The organism is Tessaracoccus sp. (genome assembly GCF_016714275.1).
Lineage (GTDB): Bacteria > Actinomycetota > Actinomycetes > Propionibacteriales > Propionibacteriaceae > Arachnia.
Genome location: NZ_JADJNP010000003.1, coordinates 166,169 through 178,274, shown reverse-complemented (window position 1 = coordinate 178,274; position 12,106 = coordinate 166,169). Strand labels below are relative to the sequence as shown.

The following is a 12,106-nucleotide window of genomic DNA, read 5'->3' as shown; positions in this document are numbered from 1 at the left end:
AAGCATGCCACTCATTTCCTCGCCCGCCCTGACGGACTCCCCGGTAGCCGCCTTCAACGTCATCACGCTCGAGCACGCGGAAGCCATCGTCGCAGGCGCGGAGCGCGCCGGCCTCAGCGTCATCCTTCAGCTGTCCGAGAACGCCATTCGCTTCCACCGGCACCCAGAGGCCATCGCGGCGGCCATGGTTGCCGTCGGCGCGGCCGCGGAGGTCCCCGTCGTCTTGCACCTCGACCACATCACCGACCCCGCGCTCGCCATGAGGGCGCGCGAGCTAGGGTTCAGCTCCGTCATGTACGACGGGTCCACGTTGGATTTCGATGGGAATGTCCGGAGCACCCGTGAGGTGTGCGAGTGGGGCCGCAGCGAGGGCATCTGGGTGGAGGCCGAGCTGGGCGAGGTCGGTGGCAAGGACGGAGCGCACGCTCCTGGCGTCAGAACGGACCCCGCCGAGGCGGCGACCTTCGTGGCAGACACCGGCGTCAACTCGCTCGCGGTCGCCGTCGGTTTCTCGCACGCGATGACCTCGCAGACCGCCGAGCTCGACCTCGCCCTCATCGTGCGGCTGCGCGACGCCGTGCCCATTCCGCTCGTCCTCCATGGCTCCTCCGGGGTTCCTGACGCATCGATCGCGGCCGCGACCCGGGCCGGGATCTGGAAGGTGAACATCGGGACTGCGCTGAACGTGGCCTTCACCGCCGGCGTCCGCTCCCGCCTGGAGGAGCCGGCCGTCGTCGACCCGCGCAAGTACCTCGCGCCGGCCAGGGACCAGGTCGCCGACACCGTCGCGCACTACCTGCGGGTCGTGGCCGGAGGGGCTTAGCCTCGATCCACCGGTGGCCGCCGTAGCGAGCGGCACCAGACGGGTGCGCTGGCAAGCGCGGCCGACGCGCACGAGGGCCGGATCGGGGGTCGACGGCGTGCCCGCGGACAGCTAGGTTCGACGCGTGACCACGACTCCCGCTGCCGACGGCGCGCTCGCCGCCACAAAGGCCCCCACCCGCAAGGTCCTCGCCTGGGCATTCTGGGACTGGGGAACCCAGCCGTTCCAGACGGTGATCACCACGTTCGTCTTCGCTGTCTACCTGACCAGTTCCGCGTTCGGCGAGAAGGACGAAGTCACGATGAAGCTGGCGTGGGCGACGGGCCTCGCCGGGCTGTTCATCGCGCTGCTCGCTCCCGTGCTCGGCCAAGGCTCGGACCGTACCGGCCGCCGGATGTTCCATCTGCGCTGGCAGACCTGGCTGCTCGCGGCGATCTGCGCGGCCATGTACTTCGTCGCGCCTGCCCCCGAGTACTTCATCCTGGGTGCGCTGCTGCTGGGGGCGGGCAACGTCGTCGCCGAGATCGCCAACGTCAACTACTACGCCGCTCTCGACCAGGTCTCGACGCCGAGCAACGTCGGCCGGGTCAGTGGGCTCGGATGGGGGCTCGGCTACCTCGGCGGCATCACCATCCTGCTCGTCATCATCGCGCTCATGGGAACGGGATTCGACGCCGACCAGGTGCGCCTGTCGATGATCCTGTGCGGCGCGTGGACGCTGGTGTTCACCATCCCTCTGTTCCTCGCGCTGAAGGACAGGAGGCCGGAGGTCGTCGCACCGTCGCTGGGCGTCGTCGGCTCCTACCGGGAGCTGTTCCGCTCCGTCGCCCGCATCGCCCGGACCTCCCCGAACACGCTCTTCTTCCTCATCGCGTCCGCGCTCTTCCGCGACGGCCTCGCCGGCGTTTTCGCGTTCGGCGGCGTGCTCGCTCAGGGCACGTTCGGCTTCACGTTCGGCGAGGTCGTCATCTTCGGCGTCGCGGCCAACATCGTCGCGGGCGTCGCCACGATGCTCTTCGGGCTGATGGACGATCGGCTCGGACCCAAGGCCGTCATCGTCGTCTCGCTGACCTGCCTGGTGGTCCTTGGCTCCTGCGTCTTCCTCTTCCACGACGGCGGCAAGGCGGCGTTCTGGACGCTCGGCCTGGCCATGTGCCTGTTCGTCGGCCCCGCGCAGTCGGCAAGCCGCTCGTTCCTCGCCCGGCTCATCCCGGACGGCATGAGCGGTGAGCTCTTCGGCCTCTACGCCACGACAGGCCGCGCCGTGAGCTTCCTCTCCCCGACGCTGTTCGGCCTGACGATCGCGCTGGGCGCGACCGTCACCGGCGCCTCGGCGCAGCACTGGGGCATTCTCGGTGTCGTCGCCGTACTGCTGATCGGCCTGATCGTCGCGCTGTTCGTCAAGGACCCGAGCCGCGTCGCGTAGCGGTGCTTGCGTGACGCACGAGATCCGCTGGCGCCGGCACCAGCGCGAAGCGCTGGACGCTATCGCGGCGCACGACGACCGGCACTGGGTGGTGCTGCCCCCGGGCGGCGGAAAGACGCTGCTGGGCGTCGCGGCGGCGGAGCGCTGGGGTCGACCCGTCGTCGCGTTCGGCCCGAACGCCGCCATCGCGATGCAGTGGGGACGCGAATGGGAACGACTCACGGGCGAGGCCGCGTCGTCGGACAGGTCCCTGGGGGCACGCTTCACCGCGCTGACGTACCAGTCGCTTGCGGTGTTCGACGGCGAGGCCGACGGAGGCCCGCCCCGGTCCCGGCTCCACCCCAACGGCGAGGCGCTGATCCGGCGTCTGCACGACGCGGGGCCACTCACCGTGATCCTCGACGAGTGCCACCACCTTCTCCAGGCGTGGGGGCAGCTGCTCGACGAGGTGCTCGCCGAACTCGACGACGCCGTCGTGCTCGCCCTCACCGCAACCCCGCCCGAACTGCTGACGCCCACCGAAGCCGACCTTGTGAACCGCCTCTTCGGTCCGGTGACCTACCAGGCGACCATCCCCGCGCTCGTCGCGGAGGGCGACCTCGTGCCCTTCGCCGAGCTGTCCTGGTTCACGACGCCGACGGCGCGGGAACAGGAGTGGTTGGCGGCGCACGCCCGCCGCGCAGCCGAGCTGATCTCAGAGCTGACACGGCCGGGGACGGCCTCCACGCCTTTGCTGACCTGGGCAGCGCTGCTGCCGCTTGCCGACATCGGCGAGGCCGTCGCGGACGCCGTCGTCCGGCTCGCTCTCCACGGGCGGCTGGAGATGCCCGACGGCGCGCACGTCGCGGAACGACATCGTCGGCCCCCCGACCTGGCCGACTGGCTGGCGGTCGCCGACGGCTGGCTGGACGCCCTGGAGCGTGACGGCGACGACGCGGACCGCGCGACTGCCGCCCGCCTGACCAGGCTGCTCCCCACCGTCGGCTATCGCCGCGGGCGCACCGGCATCCGCCCCGGCCAGGACCTGGTGGATCGGATCCTCGCGCGGAGTTCAGCGAAGGCGCAGGCCGCCGTGGAGATCGCCGCGCACCACCTCGCCGACGACCCCGACGCACGCCTGCTGATCCTCACCGAGCACGCCGTCGCGACCGCGCTGCCCGCGGACCTCGACGGTGTCCTCGACCCGGCCTCCGGCTCCGCGCACTGGGTGCACGCCGCGCTGCGGGCCGACGAGCGCGTCGCCTGGGCCTGCCCCACTGTCGTCACCGGCGCGAACGACCGCGCCTTCATCGCCGAGGCGACGCGGGCACTCGCCGCCGGCGAGATCCGTGTGCTCGTCGGTACCCGGGCCTTGCTTGGCGAGGGGTGGGACTGCCCTCAGGTCACGTGCGTCGTCGACCTCACGACGGCGACCACGTCCACCGCAATCGTCCAGACGCGGGGCCGCGCGCTGCGCACCGACCCCGCCCGGCCGGAGAAAGTGGCGGTCAACTGGACCGTGACCTCCGTGGCGGACGGGCCACGCGGCAACGCCGACTACCTGCGTCTCGTCGCCAAGCACGCGGGCTGGTTCGCGGTCGACGGCGAGGGCGAGGTCGTTGACGGCGTGGCGCACCTCGACGCGAGGCTGTCCCCCGGCGCGCCACCCCCGGTGACTGAGCTGGCCGGCCTCAACGCGCGGGCGCTGATCCGTTCGTCCGACCTCGATGCCGTGCGCGAGGCCTGGTCGCGCGTCGATCCGCGCCGGATCGAGCCCGCGGCCACCCTGCGGCTGCGCGGCGAGCGGCTCCCCGCGGCGGTGACGCCCGCGCCGTCGGTCCTGTCGCCGGTGACGACGCTGGGCATCCCGTCCGCGCTGTTCGCCGGGTCGCTGCTAGCGATGCAGGTGCTGCCCGAACTCGGCTGGATCGTGCTCATCGTCGCAGCGGTGGTCGGCGGCTGGTTCTGGCTCGATCGGCAGCGCGCCTACGCTGAGACGCGCAGGGCCGAACCGTCGCTGACCCGGTACGCGAGCGCGGTGGCCGACGCGTTGCGTGCGGACGGGCGGTCCCCCGTCGGCGCTGAGGCGATCGCCATCGACGTCACCCTCGACGGCGAGGCCCGCGTACGGCTGGACAGGGTATCGGAAGTCGTGTCCGGTCTGTTCGCGGATGCCCTCGCCGAGTTGCTCGAGCCCATCGAACGCCCGCGCTACCTCGTGTCGCGGCCCGCGTGGACACCCCGCCCGACGACGATCTTCGACGGTGTCCGCTCCCCCAGGCCGGACCGGGAAGTCTGGCACCAGGTGCCGACGGTCTTCGGCTCCAGCCGCGCCGCCGCAGACGCCTTCCTCTCCCACTGGCGCGAGCACGTCGGGCCTGGGCGTGCCGTCTACACCGGCACCCCGGAGGGTGCGGGCCTGGTGCGCGCGCTGCGCTGGTCGTCACCGCTGGGCGACGCCGCCGGCCTCTCGATCCTCCGACGACGTTCCCTGAGCCGCTCTCCCGCTCCCTGACAGGACGGTTCACTGTCGTGACCGGGCCTCGCTGACGGATAAGTGCGGCGGGATGGACAGAACCGCCCCCAGGGGCTCGGAATGTCTATCCCGCCGCACTTATCCGTTAGATCAGGACGAGACCCCTTCGTCGCGAAGCAAAGCCGACGGCATCAGGCCCGGGAGGACGTCCTCGAAGGTCAGCACGCCGAGCTCGCGATCGCCGGCGACGACGATCGCCAGCTGGGTGCGCTCGCGGCGGATGGTGGCCATCGCGGCCGCGACACCCGTGTCGGCGGGAAGCCGAACAGGCTCCCGGGCGATGTCGAGGGCTGGACGAGCGAGGTCCGGTTCGAGCAGCGTGTCGCGCACGTGGACGATGCCGACGGTGCGGGCGCCGTCGCGGACGAGCACACGCAGGTGTCTGCTGCCGCGGGTGACCTCCTGCACGTCGTACATGGTGGCGTTGAGGGGCACCGCCGCCAATCGCTGATCGGCGGGGAGGAGCTCGGCGACCGAGGTCTCGCGCAGCGTCAGGAACGACGCGAGCGAGCCGCGATAGGCGGCCTCCAACGCGCCGACGTTGGCGGAGTGCTCCACGAGATGCCGCAACCCCGCCGCGTCCTGACCCTGGGTCAGTTCGTCCCTCGGCTCGGCCCCGGCGCGTCGCACCAGCCAGTTGGCGGCGGAGTTCATGGCGCGGAGGACGGGGCGCGTCACCCACATGTAGGCCCGCAGCGGGAGCGCGAGGAGCAGCGAGCTCTGCTCCGGGTGCGCGATGGCCCACGACTTGGGCGCCATCTCGCCGACCACCAGGTGCAGGAACGTGACGAGGATCAGCGCGAGGACGAAGGCCACGGCGTCGGCGGCCACCGGCGGGAGGCCGCGCTCCAGCAGGGGCACCAGCGCGTGGTGCACGGCGGGCTTGGTTATGGCGCCGAGCGCCAGCGTGCAGACCGTGATGCCGAGCTGCGAGCCGGCGAGCACGAGGGTCAACTCGTGAGAGTTCTTGACTGCCGCGCGCCCAGCTGCCGTCCCCGCGGCCTCTTCGAGGCGGTGGGGCTTGGCTGCCATGAGGGCGAACTCGGCGGCGACGAAGTAGGCGCTGAGCACGATGATCAGCACTGTCCAACCTGCCGTCGCCCAGCCGTTTGTCTCGAGAAGGATCACGCGTCCGCCTCCTCGTCGAACTGGATGCGGACGCGGGAGGGCACGTGACGCTCGATCGCGAGGATCTCGAACCGCACGACGCGGCCCTCGGCGTGCAGGACGCGCTCCCCCGCCGTCGGCTCAAGGGTCAACTCGATGACGTCGCCCTCGCTGGGCAGGTCGCCCACCTCGTGGATCAGGAGCCCGGAGAGCGTCTCGAAGTCGCCGTCGGGCAGCTTGTGGTTGATCCGCCGCTCGACCTCGTCGACGGGGGTGTCGCCCGGCATGACCCAGCGGTCCTCGGCGGGCGCCTCCAAGGCGTCGTGCTCGTCGACCAGCTCGCCGACGATCTCCTCGACCAGGTCCTCCAGCGTCACGATGCCGACGAACGTGCCGTACTCGTCGAGCACACACGCAAGGTCCTGGCCGTACTCGCGGAGCTGCTGCTGCGCGTCGGGCAGGGGCATGAAGGTGGGGAGGAAGAGGGCGTCGCGAGCGATCTCGGTGACGGGGCGTGAGGACCCCGCGGGCTCGTCGAGGACGTCGACGAGCTGGACGATGCCCAGCACGTTGTCGGTGTTGTCGAGCACGGGGTAGCGTGTGTGACCGGTGGCCATCTTGGCGCGCACCTCGGCGACGGTGGTGGTGTGGGTCACGAACCCGACGCGGACGCGCGGCACCATGGCGTGCTCGACGTCGCGGCGAGGGAAGTCGAGGATGCGGTCGATGACGGTGCCGATGTCGTCCGGGAGCGTGCCGGAGGCGCGGGAGTCGGCGACGACGCGCTCCAGGTCCGTCGCGGAGACGGCGGACTCGACGTCGTGCACCGGCTCGATGCGCAGCGCGCGCAGCAGCAGCTCAGCGGCCTTGTCGAACACCCAGATGACGGGCCCGAGCACCGTGAGGTAGGCCTTGGTCGACGGCGCCAGCGCGTCGGCAACCTGCGCCGAGCGCGCGATGGCGAAGTTCTTGGGGAACAGCTCGCCGAGCAGCATCTGGACGACTGTCGAGAAGGCCAGCGCGATGAAGGCGCCGACGGCGACCGCGGTCGCGGTCAGCGCGCCGCCGGACAGCAGCGAGCCGAGCGCCTGGCCGATCAGCGGCTCCGCGACGTAGCCGACGAGCAGGCCGGTGACGGTGATGCCGAGCTGCGCGCCGGACAGCAGGAAGGACGTGCGCCGGGTGATGTCGAGCGTGCGCTGGGCGGTACGGTCGCCGTCGGCCGCCCGGCTGGCCAACCGGGATCGGTCAACCGCGACGTAGGCGAACTCTTGGGCGACGAAGTAGGCGGTGGCGGCGGTGATCATCAGGACGACCGCGACGCCGACGAGTAAGGAGACGACTGGGCTCACGAGGCGGCCCCATCAGGGCACGCGCGGAGCCCGCGTTTATGGCCCTCCGAATCAGATGACATGGGCCCAATTATTGCAGGCAAACGCGTCGACGCTCTCATGGTCGCGCCGCTGACCAGCCCCACCGCGCTCTGGTCAGCACGGGGACCAGAGGAGTCGACGGTGCGCACGCGACACCGATCCCCGTTAGGCTGAGAGCACTCTCAGGGAAAGGCACGGCGTGAAGGGCATCGTCATCTTCTCCGGGTCGGCGCATTCGGCGTTCGCCGACGAGGTGTGCGCCCAGCTGGGCCGGGAACGGTCGGGTACCAGGATCTCGCGGTTCAGCAACGACTGCCTCCAGGCGCAGCTGCTGGCCAACTGCCGCCAGCGCGACGTCTACCTCATCCAGCCGCTTGTGCCGCCCACGCAGGAGCACCTGATGGAGCTGCTGTTGATGATCAACGCCGCGAAGGGGGCGTCGGCCGGGCAGATCACCGCCGTCATGCCGCACTATGCCTACGCGCGCTCGGACAAGAAGGACGCGTCGCGCATCTCCCTGGGCGGCCGCCTCGTCGCCGACCTCCTCAGCACGGCCGGCGTCGACCGCGTCATCACCATGGCGCTGCACGCGCCCCAGGTGCACGGCTTCTTCTCCGTGCCCGTCGACCACCTGACTGCGCTCGGTGTCATCGCGGACCACTACCGCGTCCGCGACCTCAGCAACACCGTCGTCGTCTCCCCGGACCTCGGCAACGCGAAGCAGGCGACGCTGCTCGCCCGGCTCCTGAACCTGCCTGTGGCCGCGGGCTCCAAGCAGCGGCTGGGCGACGACCGCGTCGTCATCGACAGCATCGTCGGCGACGTCTGGGGCAAGCGGGCGATCGTGCTCGACGACGAGATCGCGACCGGCGGGTCTATCGTCGAGATCGTGAACCGCCTGGTCGACTTCGGCTGCGTCGAGGCCTCCGTCGCCTGCACCCACGGCCTGTTCACCGGCAACGCCGTCGAGCGGCTGACGTCGAACCCGCACATCACCGAGGTCGTGTCCACCAACACCGTTCCCCGCCCCGACGGCTTCCCCGGCCTCACCCAGCTGAGCGTCGCCGGGCTTTTCGCCGAGGCGATCTCACGCATCCATCAGGGCCGCTCCGTCAGCCGCCTTTTCAACAACGTCGACCCGTCCTACGCGCCCCCGCCGGAGCCCGAGGGCCTGTTCTAGCCGAGCTCCATGGAGTTTTGACGCACAGTTGGCCTCCCTGTGCTCTCTGGAGCACAGACCGAGCAGCCGCGAGCCAAAACTCCATGAGCTCCGCGAAGCCCTCGGCTACGCGCCGCGCAGACGCTCGATCACCTCGCGCCAACTGGGCACGATGACGCCGCGGGAGGCCATCTCGCGGCGGAGGCGCCGCCGACTGACGATGATTCCGACGAGTCCGACGACCAGGAACGGCACCTGCAGCAGCCAGGCCTGGCGGAGATGGGCCGCGGTGTACGGCTGGCCCGCGGACACGGCGTCGAGGAAAAGGCCCATCGCGAGGATCAGCAAGGTGCCGCCGACGAAGCCGCCCGCGATGACGACTCCGGTCGCGGCGCCGAGGCGGTGCGAGGGCAGTGCGGTGCGGGGGAAGTCGAAGCCGATCGCGGTGCCGGGTCCGCCTGCGGCGAGCACCACGACCAGCGCGAGCAGCAGCGGCCACGGCGCGCGGCCCGGCCAGGCGAGGACGACGGCCCAGGTGAGCGCCGTCGCACCGATCAGCAGGAGGGCCAGCGTGCTGCGTCGCAACGGGTGCCGCGCGGTGAGGGTGCCGACGACGGGACCCACGACGATCGCGGTCACCGAGAACAGCGACATGAGCACCGCCGCCTGGCTCCGCGGCAACCCCTGGCCGACGATCAGGTACGGCATGCCCCACATGAAGATGAAGGCCATGAACGGAAACCCAGAGGTGAAGTGGATCCAGAAGCCCAGCTGCGTGGCCGGGTGCTTCACCACGTGGAGGATCTGTCGAGGGATGTCCCGGAACCGGCCCGTGGCCAGGGTCTTCTCCACGCCCGGAGGGGCGTTGCGGACGAAGAGCGCGAGCACGACCGCGAAGACCGAGAACCCCGACGCCGCCAGCAGCCCGTTGGTCCACCCCAGGTGGACGATGAGCGGCAACACGACGAAGACCGACCCGACCTGACCCAGCGCACCACCCATGCCCGTGATCTGGCTGAGCATCGGAACGGCCCGCGGCTCGAACCAGTTCGGGAGCAGCCTGACGACGGAGTTGAAGATGCAGGCATCCCCGATGCCGAAGAGGACGCGGGCCGCGAACGCGAGCGGAAGGTCGTCGACAAGCGCCAACATGACCTGGCCCCCACCGACGGCGACCGCTCCCGCGACGAGCATCGCCCGCGAGCCGTACCTGTCGAGCATCGCGCCTGCAGGCACCTGCGCGAGCGTGTAGGTGGACAGCTGCAGCACCACGAAGGCGGAGACGATGCCGGGCGTGGTGCCGAAGTGCTCGGCGGCCTCGAGACCGGCGGCCCCGAGCGACGCGCGATGCATCATCGCAACCGAGTACACGAAGATGCCTGCGGCCCAGACGAGCCAGGCCGTGCGGCCGTACGCGGTGTGCATCGCTTCCTCCGCGCACCACCCTACTGGCTTGCCAGCACGCAATCGCCGCCCCAGCGGGCTACACTCTGCGAGGATCTCGCCCTTGGACGAGGGTGAGGCCGGGGGTCGGCCCGATGCCGGAAGTACTCGGGCCGACCCGTCCATTCGCAGGGCAGTGGACGCTGCGGCCTGCTAACTTCATCGTCCCACTTCACAAAACCGGTCTAGCACCGGGGTCGCCTAACCCCGTCGTCGCCGGATGTGTTGAGTGTGATCCGGGCGGGCGGGGAGCCCGGAGGGGGAGGACGAGATCGGGAGCTATTCGCTGATGGTGGCGGCGTCGATCACGTAGCGGTAGCGCACCTTGGCGGCGACGACGTTCTCGTGCGCCTCGTTGATCTGCGAGGCGGGGATGATCTCGATCATGGGCGCGAGCTTGTGCTCCGCGCAGAAGTCGAGCATCTGCTGGGTCTCGGCGATGCCGCCGATGTTCGACCCGGCAAGCACGCGCGCCTGGCCGGTGAGCCCGCCGATGCTGAACGTCGTCGGGTGCGCGGGCAGGCCGACGTTGACCAGCACGCCGTGGGCCTTGAGGAGGCGGAGGATGCCGTCGAGGTCGACGCCGTCGGACACGGTGCTGAGGATCAGGTCGAAGCTGCCGCGGAGCTCCCGCATGCGGGCCTTGTCCTCGGTGGAGACGTAGTCGGTGGCGCCGAGGCGGAGGCCGTCGTCGCGCTTGGCGAGCGAGCGGCTGAGCACGATGGTCTCGGCGCCCAGGGCCGCGGCGAACTGCACGCCCATGTGCCCGAGCCCGCCGAGGCCCACGATGCCGACGCGCTTGCCGGGGCCGGCGCCCCAGCGCTTGAGCGGGTTATAGGTGGTGATGCCGGCGCACATCAGCGGCGCGGCCTGCTCGAGCGGCATGGAGTCGGGCACGCGCATCAGGTAGTCCTGCTCGACGGTGATGGCTTGCGAGTATCCGCCGTCGGTGGGCTTGCCGTCGCGGCCGATGCCGTTGTAGGTCCAGATCGTCGACGGCTTGCCCGTGCAGAACTGCTCCTCGCCCTGCTCACACATGTCGCACTCGCGGCACGAGTCGACGAAACAGCCGACGCCGACGCGGTCGCCGACCTGGAACTTCGTGACGTCCGAGCCGACCGCGCTGACCACGCCCGCGATCTCGTGACCGGGCACCAGCGGGTAGTTCACACGGCCCCACTCGCCGCGCGCCGTGTGGATGTCCGAGTGGCAGATGCCGGCGTAGTGGATGTCGAAATAGACCTCGGTGGGTCCGGGCTCGCGCCTGGTGATGGTGGTTTTCTCGTACCGGCCGGTCGGCGAATCGACGGCGTAAGCGGCAACCTCGGGCATGGCGTCCCTCCTGAACTATGGCGTCAGGGAGAGGCTACTCGCCGCCGAGGCCCTCCAGCCAGGCAGCCGACGTATCCGGCTTGGCCTTCGCCTTCTTCGCCTTCTTCTTGGGCGCGCTGCAGTCGGCCTTTGTGCCCGGCGCGGGACCGAACTCCTTGCCGTCGAAGATGCGGTCACGCGCGAAGGCGTAGTAGGCGTCGAACTTGCCGGTGTCGTACGGGTTGTTCAGTGCGCAGCGGCCGACGTAGTAGCCGACGACCTCGGCGAATGTCTCGGTCAGCGAGCTGCCCGCGTACTTCGAGAACCGGTCCTCGTTGCGGGCCAGTTTCTTGAAGTCGCGCCAATACTTGGGCTCCGAGTAGCGGTCGGAGTTTAGGGTGTGCGCCAGTTCGTGGATGACGAGCCGGCTGAGACGACCCTCGTCGCCGGCGTCGAACGCCCGCTCGAACTTCGAGAAGTCGAAGGAGACGTATCCGCTGCGGGTGAGGCTCCAGTCGCCCCAGGCGTAGCCGCGGATGTTCGTGGCGTTGAGGCCGACGGTGCCGCTCACCTTGCCCTGCAGGTCGTCGAGGTAGTCCGTGCAGGAGACCGCATCGAGGGTCTCCCAGAGGATCTTGATGGCGGCTCGGTGCTGCGTGGTCCACTGCCTGCCTGCGATCTTGAAACCGAAGGTTTCCGCGAGCTGGTCGGCGACCTCGCCGGTGCTCGCGTCCTTCGGGAACGGGTTCTGGACGGCACACGGCTCGGCGATGCCGGCGACCGGCGGGCCGGGCTCCGCGGCCTTCGGCGCAGCGTCAGCCGATGTGGCGAAGAGGGTACCGAGGCCTACAGCGAAAGCCGTCGTGGTGGCGATCAACCACTTGCGCAACCCGGTCTCCTACCGTCGTGCCCGAACAAACAATCTAAGAATCTCTCAGGATTCCTCGGA

The 12,106-nt window shown here is 70.2% G+C and carries 9 protein-coding genes; 4 read left to right on the top strand and 5 right to left on the bottom strand.

Annotated elements, in window-relative coordinates; genetic code table 11:
• Positions 1-4: 4 nt before the first annotated feature.
• The 3 genes from IPJ61_RS14080 (at position 5) to IPJ61_RS14070 (ending at position 4,743) form a co-directional block, all read left to right on the top strand.
• A complete protein-coding gene (locus tag IPJ61_RS14080; protein WP_297108717.1) occupies positions 5-823 on the top strand; it encodes a class II fructose-bisphosphate aldolase in 819 nt (272 codons plus the stop codon).
• A gap of 124 nt (positions 824-947) precedes the next feature.
• Positions 948-2,249 (top strand): MFS transporter, encoded by a 1,302-nt coding sequence (locus IPJ61_RS14075; protein WP_297108714.1) that lies wholly within the window; start codon positions 948-950, stop codon positions 2,247-2,249.
• Positions 2,250-2,259: 10 nt separating this feature from the next.
• Positions 2,260-4,743, top strand: a complete 2,484-nt coding sequence (locus tag IPJ61_RS14070) for a DEAD/DEAH box helicase family protein (protein ID WP_297108711.1) — start codon at positions 2,260-2,262, stop codon at positions 4,741-4,743.
• Between the two features lie 111 nt (positions 4,744-4,854).
• Here IPJ61_RS14070 and IPJ61_RS14065 read toward each other — a convergent pair whose 3' ends face one another.
• Positions 4,855-5,892, bottom strand: coding sequence for a CNNM domain-containing protein (locus tag IPJ61_RS14065; protein WP_297108709.1), 1,038 nt, complete (start codon positions 5,890-5,892; stop codon positions 4,855-4,857).
• Entirely contained in the window at positions 5,889-7,223 is a 1,335-nt protein-coding gene (locus IPJ61_RS14060; protein WP_297108706.1) for a hemolysin family protein, read from the bottom strand. Before IPJ61_RS14060 ends, IPJ61_RS14065 begins: the two co-directional genes overlap by 4 nt.
• Positions 7,224-7,443: 220 nt before the next feature.
• On the opposite strand from IPJ61_RS14060, the gene IPJ61_RS14055 reads away from it, so the two are divergent.
• The gene (locus tag IPJ61_RS14055; protein ID WP_297108703.1) at positions 7,444-8,424 is read left to right on the top strand and encodes a ribose-phosphate diphosphokinase; all 981 of its coding nucleotides are present in this window, start codon (positions 7,444-7,446) and stop codon (positions 8,422-8,424) included.
• A 105-nt stretch (positions 8,425-8,529) separates the two neighbouring features.
• Here the strand turns inward: IPJ61_RS14055 and IPJ61_RS14050 are convergent, their stop codons facing one another.
• The 3 genes from IPJ61_RS14050 to IPJ61_RS14040 form a co-directional block, all read right to left on the bottom strand.
• On the bottom strand, positions 8,530-9,828 hold the full coding sequence (locus IPJ61_RS14050) for an MFS transporter (RefSeq protein ID WP_297108700.1): 1,299 nt from the start codon (positions 9,826-9,828) through the stop codon (positions 8,530-8,532).
• A 297-nt stretch (positions 9,829-10,125) separates the two neighbouring features.
• The gene (locus IPJ61_RS14045) at positions 10,126-11,178 is read right to left on the bottom strand and encodes an NAD(P)-dependent alcohol dehydrogenase (protein WP_297108697.1); all 1,053 of its coding nucleotides are present in this window, start codon (positions 11,176-11,178) and stop codon (positions 10,126-10,128) included.
• A gap of 34 nt (positions 11,179-11,212) precedes the next feature.
• Positions 11,213-12,046 (bottom strand): zinc-binding metallopeptidase, encoded by an 834-nt coding sequence (locus IPJ61_RS14040; protein ID WP_297108694.1) that lies wholly within the window; start codon positions 12,044-12,046, stop codon positions 11,213-11,215.
• Between the last annotated feature and the right edge of the window lie 60 nt (positions 12,047-12,106).